Source organism: Streptomyces sp. NPDC055506, assembly GCF_053643595.1.
Genome location: NZ_JBSHKH010000168.1, coordinates 1 through 15,132 on the forward strand (window position 1 = coordinate 1; position 15,132 = coordinate 15,132).

Annotated in this window: 14 protein-coding genes and 1 pseudogene; 8 read left to right on the forward strand and 7 right to left on the reverse strand. The window is 71.8% G+C overall.

Annotation, left to right across the window (positions count from 1 at the left end; genetic code table 11):
• Positions 1-197, forward strand: a pseudogene (locus ACWIF2_RS36790) (cholesterol oxidase); the annotation flags it as partial.
• A 100-nt stretch (positions 198-297) separates the two neighbouring features.
• Here ACWIF2_RS36790 and ACWIF2_RS36795 read toward each other — a convergent pair.
• Positions 298-1,278, reverse strand: a complete 981-nt coding sequence (locus tag ACWIF2_RS36795) for an LAETG motif-containing sortase-dependent surface protein (RefSeq protein ID WP_454365503.1) — start codon at positions 1,276-1,278, stop codon at positions 298-300.
• A gap of 214 nt (positions 1,279-1,492) precedes the next feature.
• Between ACWIF2_RS36795 and ACWIF2_RS36800 the strand changes: the two genes are divergently transcribed.
• Positions 1,493-2,629, forward strand: a complete 1,137-nt coding sequence (locus ACWIF2_RS36800; protein WP_454365505.1) for a hypothetical protein — start codon at positions 1,493-1,495, stop codon at positions 2,627-2,629.
• Positions 2,630-3,180: 551 nt separating this feature from the next.
• Here ACWIF2_RS36800 and ACWIF2_RS36805 read toward each other — a convergent pair.
• Positions 3,181-3,474: a chorismate mutase gene (locus tag ACWIF2_RS36805; RefSeq protein WP_328342573.1), complete on the reverse strand. Its 294-nt coding sequence runs from the start codon at positions 3,472-3,474 to the stop codon at positions 3,181-3,183.
• A gap of 342 nt (positions 3,475-3,816) precedes the next feature.
• Between ACWIF2_RS36805 and guaA the strand changes: the two genes are divergently transcribed.
• Positions 3,817-5,397, forward strand: coding sequence for a glutamine-hydrolyzing GMP synthase (gene guaA / locus ACWIF2_RS36810; RefSeq protein WP_454365507.1), 1,581 nt, complete (start codon positions 3,817-3,819; stop codon positions 5,395-5,397).
• Between the two features lie 17 nt (positions 5,398-5,414).
• Here the strand turns inward: guaA and ACWIF2_RS36815 are convergent, their stop codons facing one another.
• On the reverse strand, positions 5,415-5,888 hold the full coding sequence (locus ACWIF2_RS36815; protein WP_454365509.1) for a pyridoxamine 5'-phosphate oxidase family protein: 474 nt from the start codon (positions 5,886-5,888) through the stop codon (positions 5,415-5,417).
• A 198-nt stretch (positions 5,889-6,086) separates the two neighbouring features.
• Here ACWIF2_RS36815 and ACWIF2_RS36820 point away from each other — a divergent pair, with 198 nt between their 5' ends.
• Positions 6,087-6,881: a class II aldolase/adducin family protein gene (locus tag ACWIF2_RS36820; protein WP_382489479.1), complete on the forward strand. Its 795-nt coding sequence runs from the start codon at positions 6,087-6,089 to the stop codon at positions 6,879-6,881.
• 18 nt (positions 6,882-6,899) lie between these two features.
• On the opposite strand, the gene ACWIF2_RS36825 is transcribed toward ACWIF2_RS36820, so the two are convergent.
• A complete protein-coding gene (locus tag ACWIF2_RS36825) occupies positions 6,900-7,766 on the reverse strand; it encodes a DUF4429 domain-containing protein (protein WP_454365512.1) in 867 nt (288 codons plus the stop codon).
• Positions 7,767-7,950: 184 nt separating this feature from the next.
• Between ACWIF2_RS36825 and ACWIF2_RS36830 the strand changes: the two genes are divergently transcribed.
• Both ACWIF2_RS36830 and ACWIF2_RS36835 read left to right on the forward strand, forming a co-directional pair.
• Positions 7,951-9,372, forward strand: a complete 1,422-nt coding sequence (locus tag ACWIF2_RS36830; protein WP_454365514.1) for a hypothetical protein — start codon at positions 7,951-7,953, stop codon at positions 9,370-9,372.
• A 127-nt stretch (positions 9,373-9,499) separates the two neighbouring features.
• A complete protein-coding gene (locus tag ACWIF2_RS36835) occupies positions 9,500-10,027 on the forward strand; it encodes a DoxX family protein (protein WP_454365516.1) in 528 nt (175 codons plus the stop codon).
• Positions 10,028-10,083: 56 nt separating this feature from the next.
• Here ACWIF2_RS36835 and ACWIF2_RS36840 read toward each other — a convergent pair whose 3' ends face one another.
• Positions 10,084-10,302, reverse strand: coding sequence for a hypothetical protein (locus ACWIF2_RS36840; RefSeq protein WP_184591311.1), 219 nt, complete (start codon positions 10,300-10,302; stop codon positions 10,084-10,086).
• Entirely contained in the window at positions 10,289-11,743 is a 1,455-nt protein-coding gene (locus tag ACWIF2_RS36845; RefSeq protein WP_454365518.1) for a PspC domain-containing protein, read from the reverse strand. The genes ACWIF2_RS36840 and ACWIF2_RS36845 overlap by 14 nt, the downstream gene beginning before the upstream one ends.
• 178 nt (positions 11,744-11,921) lie before the next feature.
• Between ACWIF2_RS36845 and ACWIF2_RS36850 the strand changes: the two genes are divergently transcribed.
• Together ACWIF2_RS36850 and ACWIF2_RS36855 are read left to right on the forward strand one after the other, a co-directional pair.
• Positions 11,922-13,205 (forward strand): ATP-binding protein, encoded by a 1,284-nt coding sequence (locus tag ACWIF2_RS36850; RefSeq protein ID WP_454365520.1) that lies wholly within the window; start codon positions 11,922-11,924, stop codon positions 13,203-13,205.
• Positions 13,202-13,945, forward strand: a complete 744-nt coding sequence (locus tag ACWIF2_RS36855; RefSeq protein ID WP_454365522.1) for a LuxR C-terminal-related transcriptional regulator — start codon at positions 13,202-13,204, stop codon at positions 13,943-13,945. The genes ACWIF2_RS36850 and ACWIF2_RS36855 overlap by 4 nt, the downstream gene beginning before the upstream one ends.
• Positions 13,946-13,967: 22 nt before the next feature.
• Here the strand turns inward: ACWIF2_RS36855 and ACWIF2_RS36860 are convergent, their stop codons facing one another.
• On the reverse strand, positions 13,968-15,035 hold the full coding sequence (locus ACWIF2_RS36860) for an NlpC/P60 family protein (RefSeq protein ID WP_454365524.1): 1,068 nt from the start codon (positions 15,033-15,035) through the stop codon (positions 13,968-13,970).
• Positions 15,036-15,132 lie beyond the last annotated feature (97 nt).

Here is a 15,132-nt window from a genome sequence, read left to right on the forward strand (position 1 = left end):
TCACCATCACCGCCCAGGCCGAACGGGCGATGTCGTACTGGCCCAACAAGGGCGAGCCCGACCTCCGGCCGCAGCAGGGCGCGGCCTACGAACGTCTCCAGCCGGTCGAGCCCAAGTCCCCGGCGGTCCCGGCGGACGCGTTCGGCGCACTGCGGCTGCCGTTCCTGGGCATGCCGGCGGTGCCGCCCAAGAACTGAAGCCGGCAGACAACAGAAGAGGGACCTGCGCCCCCCTCCGAGCGCAGGTCCCTCTTCTTCTTGCGTAAAGCTCTTGTCTATCCGGTCCTACCGAGGCGTCTTAGGCCTGGACACCGGCCTTGCGGCGACGCACCACGAAGATCGCGCCGGCACCGGCGACGACCGCGGCACCGCCGACGAGGCTGATCATCGGCAGGGCGGAGCTGGAGCCGGTCTCGGCGAGGCTGCCGGTGACCTCCGGCGTCTTGCCGTTCGGCTTCTCGTCGGTGACGGGCGCCTTGCCGCCTTCCTGCGGCTTGGTGCCACCGGTGTCCGTACCGGCGGAGACGATCTGGAACTTGTAGGAGACCTCACCGACGCCCGTGCATTCGGCGTCGTCGTCGCCGTAGATCGTCGCGCCGAGCGAGAAGCCGGCGCCGACCGGGGCGGACTTGCTGACGTTGAGGCGCAGCGGGATGTTGACCTCGTAGTCGGGCTTCAGCTCGTCGGTGTAACCGACGTAGCCGACCGCGAGGCCACCCTCGTTGAGGTCGACCCAGATCTTGTCCTGGGGGTCCCAGGCCTGGAGCTGGACCTGCTTGCTGGAGAACAGGTCCCCGCCGTTCTTGTCGGCGGAGGCGCCGGCGTAGAAGTCGAGGTCGTTCAGCGTGGAGTCGGAGTTGTTGAGCACGTTCAGCGAGAACTTGTGCCAGCCGCTGCCCGCCGCGATCTTGCCGGGCAGGCCGGAGATGCTGACGTCGACCTTGGTGTCCTCGCAGACCGAGGGCTCGGGGTCGGGGGACTCCGACTCCTCGGGCTCGGACGCGGAGGGCGCCGGGGAGGACTCGCTCGCGGAGGCGCTCGGCGTGGGCGTCGTCTCCGGAGCGGACTCGCTCACGGAGGCGCTCGGAGTCGGCGTCGTCTCGGGCGTGGACTCGCTCACCGACGGCGAGGGGGACGTCTCGGGAGCGGACTCGCTCACGGACGCGCTCGGAGTCGGCGTCGTTTCGTCGGTCGCGTACGCGGCCGGTGCCGCGAGCAGTGCCACCGGGGCTATGACCGCCGTAGCGGCCGCTGCTGCCATGGCGCGGCGAAGCTTCATGAAGACCTCGGAGAGTCCGGCGTACCGCAGGGTGCGGTACGAACGTTGGGGGAGGCCTCCGCGTGTGGGGCGCGGGAGTGGCCCGTGGTTCTGAAGGTTTGATCCGTGAAACCTGTGAATGGTTGCCCTGGCCTTCACAGGATTCTTATGTGGGCTGAGTCACATCCATGACCTTCTTGTGAAGGCGCTTGCCGAACGCCTAGAACTGACGCTCGTGTCTGACAAGCCGTCCGACGATCAGCCGTCGGCCTCCGAGATCCCCGATGATGTCTGGGAACAGTTCATCCGCGACGCCGAACGGGACACCCGCGGCTCCGCCCCGAAGGAGCCGTCCGCGCGGGCGCGCATGGTGACCGAGAGGTTGCGCCGGCAGGAGGAGCGGGGCGAGTCGCCCCCGGGGTGGCGTACCGGCCCCGAATCGCCGTACACCCAGGGCCGGGCAGGCCGCCGCCGCAAGCTGTGGGCCGTTCTTGGTGTGCCGGTCGCCGTCGCCGTGGTCCTGGTGGCCCTGAAGCCGTCACTGCTGCCCGGTGACCCGTTCGGTACGGGTGAGCCCGGGGGCGCCGCGGCCTCGCCCCTGCCCGCCGAGACGGCGGCGCCCACCGCCGCACCCGGGGCGTCGGACCCCGAAACCCCCACCCTGGACGAGCCCTTCGCCGGCTCCCCGGCGCTGCACTGGGCCGACGGCGAGGCCGGCATCGTCCTGCCCGAGGCGAAGGCCGTCGGCCCGGTCTCGAAGGACCGCGTGGAAGAGGCGCTGAAGCTGACGAAGAAGCTGCTGGTCGGCGCCAACCTCGACCCGAAGACGGTGCGCGGCGAACGCCCCGAGGCCGCGCTCTCCGTGCTCGACCCGAAGCAGCCGGGCCTGCTCGACGACCTGAACACCGCCCTGCGCTCCCCGAGCGGCAAACACGACCCGCTGACGATGTTCAGCCGTTTCGACCCCGATGAGATACGGCCGGTCGGTGACGTGATCAAGGCGCGTGGGCGTATGACGTTCGAGAAGGGCTCGCACGCGGGGGTCGCGGTGCGCGCCGACTACACTTTCGTCTACCCCGTCTCGCGCGCCGACGGATCGACCGAGGTCACCCGCACGATCGTGCGCAGAGTCCTCGACGTCGAACTCGCCGACCCCGTCCGCTACCGGGTCACCCCGGGCCGGCTGACCGTCCGGAAGTACGACGAGGAGATCGGCAACTCCACCTGCGACGTCCACGACGGCTATCTGCACCCGGAGTTCCCGTCGAGTAGGGACAAGGGCCCCGACCCCACCGGCCCGAGGACGGACCCGTACGACCGCAGCAGGAGCATCGACGACGGCCACGCCTGCGGGACGGTGACCCGCACCTGAGCGGGCGCGAGAAGCAGCCGCGAGAAGCTGGCCCGAAAGGCATGAGCGAAGGGCCCCGCGGGGTGGAGCCGTGGGGCCCTTCTTCTCGTCAGCACCGACGTCAGGGCAGCGCCGGTGCCGGGAAGCGGCGCCGGGGGGTTGCGCCGCTGGTCTCGACCTTTGGCAGTCGGGCAATGCGGGTGTCAGCGGGGGGACTTGGGCTGTATGCGCATCGTGCTGGATGAACGCGGCGCCCGCAACCGTTTGACCCAGCTTTGCGCGTTTTCTCGATGTCCGCCGGGCGGCCCCGGGCGTCCCCGGAGCCGTCCGTTCTCTTGGGTGACCGGGCTGCTGTCCCCTGCCGTCCGGTCACTTCCCTGGAGCGAGGTCCCACGACGCACGGCACGATCCGTACGTCTCATCGCTCCAGTGAGCCACGCGTGGTTCTTTCGGGCCCGCCCCTGGCTGGTGCGGACATCGAGACCAACGAGGCGTCCCGGGGGCGGTCACGCGCCGTACGGGTGAGAGGGGTGCGTACGTCTGTCCCGGGAACGCGGATTCCTCCGGTGGGCTCAGATCCTGCCCCGGCACAGCTCCAGCAGGGTCATCGCCAGGGCCGTGCCCGGCTTGCCCAGCGCGTCCCTGTAGTGGCCGAGCACCTCCATCTCGCGGGAGAGGTTGACGCGCCGGCCTCCGGAGGTGATCCGCGCCTCCTGGATGACGGCCGACACGGCCACCCGTTCCTGGATCAGGCCGATGATCCGGTCGTCGAGCGCGTCGATCCGCTCACGCGCGCCGGTGATCACCTCGGCGGCCTCGGGGGTACGGGCGCCGGTCACATCGGTGGCGGTGGTGGGAACGGTCATGGGAGGGGCTCCTCGTCGTCAGGGGGTGCCCCGGAGCGGCAAGGCCCGGACGACGACAGACGCCCCGGGCCTTGTCGGCCCGGGGCGCCTGGGAAGTCGCTTGTCAGTTGCTCAAGCAGCACGACCATGGCAGCCGGCGGGCCGGGTGCCATAGGTAAAGCGGAAGGTCTGGTGCGTGAGCATGGCGCCAGTATGCCCCGGGGCGGCGCGGCGTCCAAGCGGGTTCGCATGGTGAGACACGGGTGCCGGAGCCCGGACCGTCCGTGGGCGGGACGCTCCCCACGAGCACCTCGGTAGAATCGGGTGGCACAAGACCCCCGCCCCACCGCCGGAAGGCACCCCGTGTCATCAGCGACTCCCGCTGCCAACGCCCCCGACACCGTCCTGGTCGTCGACTTCGGCGCGCAGTACGCCCAGCTCATCGCCCGTCGTGTCCGCGAGGCGCGGGTCTACAGCGAGATCGTGCCGAGCACCATGCCGGTCCAGGAGATCCTCGCCAAGAACCCCGCGGCGATCATCCTCTCCGGCGGCCCCTCCTCGGTCTACGAGGAAGGCGCCCCGAGCCTCGACCGCGCGATCTTCGAGGCCGGCGTCCCCGTCTTCGGTATGTGCTACGGCTTCCAGCTGATGGCGCGGACCCTCGGCGGCACCGTCGACAACACCGGAGCCCGCGAGTACGGCCGCACCGGCCTGCACGTCTCCAAGTCGTCCTCCACCCTCTTCGAGGGCACCCCGGCCGAGCAGGCCGTCTGGATGTCGCACGGCGACGCCTGCTCCGCCGCCCCCGAGGGCTTCTCCGTCACGGCCTCCACGGACGTCGTGCCCGTCGCCGCCTTCGAGAACGACGAGAAGAAGCTCTACGGCGTCCAGTACCACCCCGAGGTGATGCACTCCACGCACGGGCAGCAGGTGCTGGAGCACTTCCTGTACCGGGGCGCGGGCCTGACGCCGTCCTGGACCACGGGCAGCGTGATCGAGGAGCAGGTCGCGGCGATCCGCGAGCAGGTCGGCGACCGGCGCGCCATCTGCGGGCTGTCCGGCGGTGTGGACTCCGCGGTCGCGGCGGCGCTGGTCCAGAAGGCCATCGGCTCCCAGCTGACCTGCGTGTACGTCGACCACGGCCTGATGCGCAAGGGCGAGACCGAGCAGGTCGAGAAGGACTTCGTGGCCGCGACCGGCGTGCAGCTGAAGGTCGTGGACGCGGAGGAGCGGTTCCTCAAGGCGCTCGCCGGGGTCTCCGACCCCGAGGAGAAGCGGAAGATCATCGGCCGCGAGTTCATCCGGGTCTTCGAGCAGGCCCAGGCCGAGATCATCGCCGACCAGGGCCCGGCCGTCGAGTTCCTCGTCCAGGGCACCCTCTACCCGGACGTCGTCGAGTCCGGCGGCGGCACCGGCACGGCCAACATCAAGTCCCACCACAACGTGGGCGGCCTGCCCGAGGACCTCGAGTTCAAGCTGATCGAGCCGCTGCGCCAGCTGTTCAAGGACGAGGTCCGGATGGTCGGCCAGGAGCTCGGCCTGCCGGACGAGATCGTCCAGCGCCAGCCGTTCCCCGGCCCCGGCCTCGGCATCCGTATCGTCGGCGACGTCACCAAGGAGCGCCTGGACCTGCTGCGCGAGGCCGACGCCATCGCCCGCGAGGAGCTGACGGCGGCCGGCCTGGACCGCGACATCTGGCAGTGCCCGGTGGTCCTGCTCGCGGACGTCCGCAGCGTCGGCGTCCAGGGCGACGGCCGTACGTACGGCCACCCGATCGTGCTGCGCCCCGTCTCCTCCGAGGACGCCATGACGGCCGACTGGTCGCGCCTGCCGTACGACGTCCTGGCGAAGATCTCGACCCGGATCACCAACGAGGTGCGCGACGTCAACCGCGTCGTCCTCGACGTGACCTCGAAGCCGCCGGGGACGATCGAGTGGGAGTGATCCCAGGTATGTGACCCCTAGGTGCGCTTGATCGTGCGCAGGGGTTCGCCGGGCGTCCAGACCTGGACGACCAGGTACGTGTCGTCCTCGACGTAGGTCCTCACGACCTCCGACAGCTCGGTGCGGAAGAGGTGGAACGGCTCCGGCGGTTCCACCTCTTCGACGTATCCGGCCTTGGTCTCCACGTCTTCCACCTCGATCGCCCGGCCGCTGATCCGGACGTCCCCGCCGCCCATGCCCGTGCCCTCCCCGGGGTTCGACTGGAGCGTGAAGCGCGGGTCGCGGCGCAGATCGAGGGCCTTGAGCGAGCCCGGCATCATGCCGAGCCACAGCTCGCCGTTCAGGAACCGCACCTCGAGGCCGCTGGTGCGGGGCGAACCGTCCTTGCGGAGAGTGGCGAGGACGTGGTGGGTGTAGGCGCCGAAACGCTTCTCGACCGTGTCGGCCAGGTCCGGTTCGGCGGTGACGAAAACCGCCCAGTTCGCTGTCATACGGAGAGTGTGGCGCCGAAATCCGACATCTTCTGTCGGCTATTCGGGGGTAGGCGCCCTGGGGGAGATCGGGGGCGAAAGGGTGCGCACAGGGTGCTCTCAGGGGCGCTCGTTTCATCTTTACGAAACGGTTCTGTTCATCCCGGCCCGACCGGCGGTAATTTCCGCCCCGTACGAAGAAACAGCGCTGGAGGACCTATGCACGGGCCCACCCCGCCCCTGCCGCTGCCCACCGACCGGCTGCGGTTCGCGATGCCGCCCATGCACGAGTCGGTGGAGGACGAACGCCGGCACCGCAAGGAACGGCTCGCGGGCGCCCTGCGGATCTTCGGAAGGCTCGGCTTCGAGGACGGCGTGTCGGGGCACATCACCGCCCGCGACCCGGAGTACACCGACTGCTTCTGGGTCAACCCGTTCGGGCTGCCCTTCCGGCACGTCACCGTGAGCGACCTGGTGCTCGCCAACCAGGACGGCCAGGTCGTCGAGGGCCGCTACCACGTCAACCAGGCCGCGTTCACCGTGCACGCCCAGGTGCACGCCGCCCGCCCCGACGTGGTCGCCGTCGCCCACTGCCACTCGGTGCACGGCCGGGCGCTCGCGGCCCTCGGTGAGCTGCTGGAGCCGATCACCCAGGAGAGCTGCGCGTTCTACGAGGACCACGCCCTCTACGACGCCTACACCGGCGTCGCCGTCGACGCCGAGGAGGGGCGGCGCATCGCGGCCGTGCTCGGCTCCCACAAGGCGCTCGTGCTGCGCAACCACGGGCTGCTGACCGTCGGCGACTCGGTGGACGCGGCGGCCTGGTGGTTCGTTTCGATGGAGCGGTCCTGCCAGGTGCAGCTGACGGCGCAGGCGGCCGGGCGGCCGGTCCGCATCGACCACCGGATGGCGGTGGCGACGCGGGAGCAGCTGGGTGGCGACCTGGTGGCGTGGATCAACTACCAGCCGATGTGGCAGGACGTCAGCCGGAGCGAGCCGGATCTGCTGAGCTGAACGATCTCGGCCTCGGCATCAGAAGCCGCGGAGCACCACCGCTTTCGTCATCGCGAACTCCTCGTCGGTGAGCACCCCGTCCCGGTGCAGCCGGCCCAATTCGCGCAGACGGCGCAGCAGTACGTCGTGGTGCTCTGAGGCGGGCGGGTAGTGGGCGGACATGTCGTGCGCGGCGTCGGCGGACGGGTGCGGCAGCCGGGCCGTGACCGCCGTGGCGACGAGCGCCGTGAGCAGATCGCGCCGGGCGCCGCCCCACAGGTCCAGGGCGTAGGGGTCCTTCTCCGGCGGCAGTTTCGAGTACACGGTCTCGCGGGTCACGAAGCGCAGGAGGCCGTCCTCGTGGCCGGAGTTCGGGAGCCACTCGACCCGGACCAGATCGCCCAGGGTGATGATCCGCGGGCCGGTGGCGCGTTTGACCCGCTCGGAGGTGTCGGCCCAGTCGATCCGTACCCGGGTGCCGTCGAAGGAGACCGTCCCGTCGGACGAACGGACCGAGACCGGGACCGGCGGGCCGGGCAGCAGGTAGGCCTTCGCCGGCTCCTTCGGAATCCGGTCCAGGAGCAGCGCGCGGCGGATCTCCTCGGCGATGTACTCGGCGACCCCCGTCCGGTCGGCGTCCACCGTCAGCCGGTACGGATCGGCCGCGTTCGGCAGCCGCCCGCCGGTCGCCTGGAGCAGGGGGTCGGCGCCCTCCCGCAGCCGCAACCGCAGCCGTACGCGCCTGCGTTCGGGTTCGAGGACGACACTCGAGACCGCCTCGAGCGGCACGGCGATCTCCCCGTACGTCTGCCGGAACAGCGGCACGGAGCGGTGCAGACCGGGCGTGATCCGGACCGTGTCGCCGTCGAAGGCCCAGGTCCCGTCACGCTGGATGATCTCGGCCATAGGGGAATTCTCCCAGCCAGGTCAACACGGCACGCCGAAATTCACCCGTGTTGACCAGACCGAGCGGACGTGAACCGCCTGGTGTAGGGCACAATTCGCTGACGTCGCAGGGGAGTTGTACAGCGGTGTTTCCGGGGTCCGGAAGGCCGACGATGGTTGGGTCGCGGGAAGGCGGGCGTCGGGCGTGGCGGTGCGCGAGGGACAGGGCGGCGCGGAGGCGGGTGGCTACGCGAACGCGGGGGCGTATACGTATGCGGGCCGGTACGCCGGTGGGCCCGTGAGCGGGTACGCGGGCGGCCACGGCAGTGCTCATGGCGGTACTCACGGCAGTGCTTACGGCAGTGCTTACGGCAGTGCTCACGGAGACGCTCATGAAGGCGGGTGCGCCTGCGGGGACTGTCCGCACGGGGCGCGTGAGGGGCACCGGCGGGCCGTCGCCGCGTTTCTGCGCAGGCGCGACGAGTTCGCGGCCGGGCAGGGGCTGCCGGCCGCGGTGGCCCACTCCGCCTCGGCTTCCCGGCAGTGGGTCTCGGAGGAACTGGCGCAGTCCGCGGAACTCGTCGCCGAGCGCGGCCGGGCCGAGGGCCTGTCCTGGCTGACGGGCCTGTGGCGCCGTACGGCGGGTGTGGTGTGGGCGGCCGTCGTGCTGCTGTTGCTCGGGCAGTGCCTCACCGCGGTCGGTGCGGGCTGGACTGCGGCGCGTACGGCCGGGCTGGCCGCGGCGCTCGTGGTGGCGGGTGCTTTGACCGCGGCGTCGTGGTTCCACCGGTCGAAGGGCGGTGCGCTGGCGCCCGTGATCGGCGAGGACAACCGCCTGTCCACCTCCCGCACGGTCGCCGCGGCGTGGGTGCTGTTCGTGGCCTACGCGGTGCTCGTCCTGGCGGGGCGGCTGGCGGCCGCCTCCCGGCACCGGGAGCGGGACGCGCTGATCTCCGGGCTGGAACTCGCCCGCGGCGCCGGAGTCGTGACCGTGCTCGCCGTGGTGTGCGGGATCGCCGTGCTCGTACGGCGAGTGGTTGGGCTGCGGGTGCTGGGGCAACGGCTCCAGAAGGTGCGCGCCGACCGGCCGCGCGCCGCCGACCTGCTGACCGACGACGCCGGCCGGGGCACCTTCGCCGACATCCAGTACGTCGTCATCAGCGGTGTCGCGCTGGTCTTCGCGGCGGTGCGGCTGGCCAGGCGCCCGGACCAGTTGCCGGACCTGCCGTGGGGACTGGCGGTCGTGGTCCTGGTGTCGGCGGCGACCTATCTGGCCGGCAAGTACGCCGAGGGCGGCCGGCCGGTCATCCTCTCCGTGGTCCGGGCACGGGAGGCGGGCGACCTCGACGGGCCGATCCGCACGGGCGACGACATCGAGATCCGGGGAGCCGGGTTCGTGCCGCCGGGTGCGCAGGGGGCTGACCGGCTGGCCCGAATGGTCGTCCGGGTGGGTGCCGTTCACGTCCACGTCCCGCTGGTACCGGTACCCGGCGGCTTCAGCAACCCGGCGGACACGCTGCTGACGGTGCCGGTGCCCGCGGATGTCGAACCGGGGCGGGTGGACGTGCAGGTGGTCACGGCAGCGGGGGTGGAGACGAATCGCTACACGGTTGATGTGACGGAGTGACGGGTGCCCGCCGGCTCCGGCGGTCGGGCAAAAATTGGGGACATACAGGGTTGAGCGCGGTCTGTTCGTCGTACGTATGGTCTGTTGAGGGGGTCTCGGCACCGGCGGCGAGAGGCGGCTAGCAGCGATGACTCACAGTATGCGAACGGACACGAGCTCCCCCCACTTCCGCGGCGACGGAGGCTGGCGGGACACCGCCGGCCGCTACGCCCTCCTTCCTCTGCGCATCTTCCTCGGCGTCACCTTCATCTACGCCGGCCTGGACAAGATCACCGACAGCGCCTTCATGAAGGACTCCGGCGCCGGGTCGATCGGCGACATGATGCGCGCCGTTCGCGACTCCTCCGCCATTCCCGCCCTGGTCGACCTCTCCCTGAAGAGCCCGGTCGGCTTCGGCTACGCCATCGCCTTCGGAGAACTGGCCGTCGGCATCGGCACCCTGCTCGGTGTGCTCGCCCGGCTGGCCGCGTTCGGCGGCGCGCTGATCTCCCTCAGCCTGTGGCTGACCGTGAGCTGGGCGTCCGATCCGTACTACTACGGCAACGACCTCGCCTACCTGATGGCCTGGACCCCTCTCGTCCTGGCGGGCGCGCCCCTGCTGTCCGTGGATGCCGCCCTGAGGTCACGACGACGCCAGAGGCGGGAGTACCGGTAGCCGAGCCCCGGGGCAGCTGTGGCCGGGGCACCGGTGGCCCAGAGCCCCGGAGGGCACTAGTCGGTGGCCGTACGCCCTGCCGTGCGGCGTCGGCGCAGGCGGCCCGTCAGGAACGCCACCGCGCCGGCCAGGCACAGTCCGCCCGTGACGAGGGGGATCGCCACGAACCACGGGATCTCCCAGGCGCCGCCCGCGTCACCGGCGTAGAGGACGCCCGTCAGGACGAGGACGACACCGGCGACCAGCTTTCCGGGCCGGGGCTCATGACGCAGCACGGGTCACCTCCGCCTGTCCCATTCCCACCTGGAGGTCCAGGTCGATGGTGCCGGACCTCTCGACGCCCTTGGCGGGGGAGAGGGTGATCTGCTTCTGCTGGCCCGGTCTCACGTCCACGTCCTTCGTGTCGTCGCCCGGCAGCTGGAGGTCGCCGAGCCCCACGTCGACGCTCAGCCGCACGGTCACGTCCTCGGGCACGAGCACCTTCACCCGGCCGATGCCCACGTCGGCGCGCGTCGTCACGGTCTGTCTCCCGGCCACGTCCAGCCTGCTCAGGTCCAGCGTGCCGACGCCGGTGCCCAGTTCGTACTGCGGCCGTACGTCCGCCACCGTGGCGGGCCGCCAGGTCGTGCGGGCCCATTCGGTGCCGATGTCCTTGGGCAGTGCCGCCGCCCCGGCGAGCAGCCCGGCCGTGATGATCGCCAGGAGGATCGAACCCGCCCCGGTCCGTCCCAGGAAGGCGCTGACGGCTATGCCCAGGCCCAGGACGGCGAGCGCGCAGGCCAGACCCGTCTGCAGGCTGGTGCCCAGCGGGTGCTCGTCCCAGGTCAGGTCGGTGCCCAGGGCACCGGCGAGCAGGGCCAGCAGGAAGACCCAGCCGCCGATCCAGCGGGGGCCGCGCTGCTCTGGCGGCCGGCCGCGCGGGACGGGTATGTCCTGGCGGCCGCCGGCCCGGGTACCGAGCCCGATGTTGACGGCGGCGGCGACGTCCGGGTCGCGGGTGTCGCGGGGGCCCCACAGATAGCCCGTGCCGCCGATGTGGGTGCCGTCCTTGACGATGGGGTCGCGCCACCAGGAGGGCGAGGTGACAAGGGCCGGCGGCGCCTGGGGCTCGGGCGGGGCGTCGGCGGCGGCCTGGGCGGCCAGCGGGTCGGGGCTGGGGGTACCGCGCTGGCGTGACCAGTAGCCGCAGCCGGCCAGGAGTATGGAGAGGACGAAGGCGAAGGTCAGCACTCCGCCGTTGTTCAGCAGGGTGAGGAACACTCCGCAGCCGACCAGCGCGAACAGCACGGCCGTCAGGGCCTGGCCGTCGACGCGGCCGGTCAGCAGCTTGCGCACCTCGTTCTCGTCCTCGTCGTCGTACGGGACGAGGAGCCAGACGAAGCCGTAGAAGAGCAGGCCGATGCCGCCGGTGACGGAGAGCACCGCGAGCGTGATCCGGAAGATCACCGGGTCCAGGTCGCACTGCCGCCCGAGCCCGGCGCAGACGCCGGCCAGGGTCTTGTGGCGGCGGTCGCGACGGAACGCGTGGGGCGGGCCGGGCGGGGCCGCTTCCCCGGCCGGGCCGGCCGCGTCGGGGGCTCCTCCCTGTTCTCCCGGGCCCGCACGCCCTTGCGCGGGGGAACCCGCGGGCGCGGCGTCCTGCGGCCCGGCGCCCGGTGCGGGGCGCGGGCCGGAGCCGGGTCCCGGACCCGTCGCGGCGTGCTCGTGATCGGTCATGGGTCCATGGTGACGGGCGCGGCGCCGCGGCGGCAGTCGGAACGACCCTGGCCGGACCCTGATATCGGCCCTGAGGAACGGCTCGGGAGGTGTTCGACGGGCCGGCCTCAGGAGATCAGGGGAGTCTCCGGGGTCGACCCTGATGCTCCGGCCTTCCGGCCGTGTGACCATCAATGGCATGTCGGAAGCCGCAGCAGCGCCACTCGCCGAACCGCGGCCGCCGCGCAAGCTCTACCGCAGCAGTGACGGACGCTGGCTCGGTGGCGTGGCGCGAGGCCTCGCCGGGCACCTCGGGCTGCCCGTCGTCTGGGTGCGGCTCGTGTTCGTCGGCCTGTTCATGGCCGACGGCCTCGGTGCGCTGCTGTACGCCGCGTTCTGGTTCTTCGTCCCGCTCGGCGTCGGCGGAGTCGACGCGCAGAAGCCGCCGGCCGCCTCGGAGACCTCGCCCGACGGCCGCCGCAGACTCGTCGCCCGCAAACCCGACAAGGGCCAGATAGTGGCCCTGCTGCTCATGGTCGCCGTGGCCCTGGTGTTCGTCGGCAATGTGAACCTCAGCGGCGGGGCCCGGGTGTACCTCTGGCCGGCGGTGCTCGTCGGCGCGGGCGTCGCCCTGGTCTGGCGGCAGGCGGACAACGCCCGCCGGGCCCGCTGGGTCGAGGTCGGGCGCCGCCGGCGCACGGTCACGCTGCTGCGCGCGGTGGGCGGGGTGCTGCTGGTGACGGCCGGTGTCTCCGGCATCTTCGTCCTCCAGGGCTCCGCCGCCCACCTCGGCTCCGTCCTGCAGGCGGCCCTCGCGGTCCTCGTCGGGATAACGCTCCTCGCCGGGCCGTATCTGGTCCGCATGACGCAGGACCTCTCCGAGGAGCGTCTGATGCGCATCCGGGCCCAGGAGCGCGCGGAGGTCGCCGCCCATGTGCACGACTCGGTGCTGCACACTCTCACCCTGATCCAGCGCAACGCGGAGAACGCGAACGAGGTGCGCCGCCTCGCCCGCGCGCAGGAGCGCGACCTGCGCACCTGGCTCTACAAGCCCGAGGGCACCGGCAAGGACGAGGCCGACGAACCCACCACGCTCGCCGACGCCGTGCGGCGCAACGCGGCCGAGGTGGAGGACAAGCACGGCGTGCCCATCGAGGTCGTGGTGGTGGGGGACTGCCCGCTCGACGAGGGCACCGGCGCACAGATGCAGGCCGCGCGGGAAGCAATGGTGAACGCCGCCAAGTACGGTGGCGAGGGCGGAGCCGTACAGGTCTACGCCGAGGTCGAGGGGAAGACGGTCTTCGTGTCCGTCCGGGATCGCGGCCCCGGCTTCGACCTCGACTCGATACCCGCCGACCGCATGGGTGTCAGAGAATCGATCATCGGCCGCATGGAGCGCCACGGCGGCACGGCGCGGCTGCGCGCGGTGCCGGACGGCGGCACGGAGGTCGAGCTGGAGATGGAGAGGGCGGAGACGTCATGAGCGACCCGACCGAGTCGAACGGTACGGCGGGAGCGGCGGAGGCGGCCGGGCCCGCGGAGTCGGGCGGCGGCACCGGCGGGCGTCGGGTGCGCGTGGTCCTCGTCGACGACCACCGCATGTTCCGTACGGGGGTCCAGGCCGAGATCGGGCAGACCGAGCAGACCGGCGTCGAGGTCGTCGGCGAGGCCGCGGACGTCGACCAGGCGGTCACGGTCATCACCGCGACCCGGCCCGAGGTGGTCCTCCTCGACGTGCATCTCCCGGGCGGTGGCGGGGTGGAGGTGCTGCGCCGCTGTGCCCCCTTGATGGCCGACGCCGAGCAGCCGGTCCGCTTCCTCGCGCTGTCCGTGTCGGACGCGGCGGAGGACGTCATCGGCGTGATCCGCGGCGGGGCCCGCGGGTACGTCACCAAGACGATCACCGGCACGGACCTCGTCGACTCCGTCTTCCGCGTCCAGGAGGGCGACGCGGTGTTCTCCCCGCGGCTGGCCGGGTTCGTCCTCGACGCCTTCGCCTCCACGGACGCGCCTCCGGTCGACGAGGACCTGGACCGGCTGACCCAGCGCGAGCGCGAGGTGCTGCGGCTCATCGCCCGGGGGTACGCGTACAAGGAGATCGCCAAGCAGCTCTTCATCTCTGTGAAGACGGTCGAGTCGCATGTCTCGGCGGTCCTGCGCAAGCTCCAGCTCTCCAACCGGCACGAGCTGACGCGGTGGGCCACGGCCCGACGGCTGGTGTGACGCGCGGCCCGGTGCGGCCCCGTCAGACCACCCGTGTCGCCCCCGCGTAGGGCATCTCGTCGAGCGGGGCGACCCGTACCGGGGCCGATGAGTTCGGGGCGTGGATCATCTGCCCGTTGCCCACGTAGATGCCGACGTGACTGATGCCGGCGTAGTAGAAGACCAGGTCGCCGGGGAGGAGTTCGGAGCGGTCGACGCGGCGGCCGGCGGCGATCTGGGAGTACGTCGTGCGGGGCAGCGAGACGCCCGCGGAGCGGTACGCGGCCTGGACGAGGCCCGAGCAGTCGAAGGCGTTCGGGCCGGTCGCGCCCCAGACGTAGGGGCTGCCGAGCTTCTGGTAGGCGTAGGAGACGGCGGCGGCCGCGCGGGAGTTGGGCGCCTGCGCGGTGGCGGAACCAGGGGCGGCCAGGGTGTCGCGGGCGCCCGTCGCGGAGCGTGAGGCGCGGTTCGAGCCCGGTCCTTCGCTCAGGGCGGCACGTTCCTGCGCGGTGAGCCGGGACAGCAGCTGCCGCGCGGAGCCCAGCTTGCCGGTGATCGTCTTCTTGTGCCGCTTCAGTTCCGTCTGCCGCGACTTCAGGGACGTCAGCTCGATGTGGGCGGCCCCGCGCAGCTGCTCGATCTCCCGGAGCTGTTTGCGGACGCCCGCGACGGCGGACTTCTGCCGGTTGCCGGCCCGTTCCACGAACTCGGCGTTCTCGAGGTACCGGTCGGGGTCGTCGGACAGGGCGAGCCGGAGGGCGGGGTCGATGCCGCCGTCCCGGTACTGCGCGGCGGCGACCGAGCCCAGGGCGTCGCGGGCCGAGTTGAGCCGTTCCTCCTTGCGGGCCGCCTGGTCCTGGAGCTTCTTGAGCCGCTCTCCGGCGGCGTCCGCCTTCTCCTTCGCGCCGTTGTACTTCTCGGTGGCGACCTCCGCCTCCTGGTACAGCTTGTCCACCTTGGCCTTGACCTGGCCTGGGGTGAGCTGCGGTTCGGCGTGTCCGGTTCCGTCGAAGCCCGTCGCGGTCGCCGCGCCGGCGAGCGCGATCGTGGCGGCCGTACGGGCCGTGTTGCCGCTCGCGGTGCGCTGTCGGGGCTTGCGGTGCGCTGCCACCTTGGGAGCCACGTCCTTTCCTGCGACCGCCCGGTGCGTGCGACGGCCGCCGTGGGGAGCGGACGGGCGGCCTGCGCGTCCGGCGGCGGCCCGCACA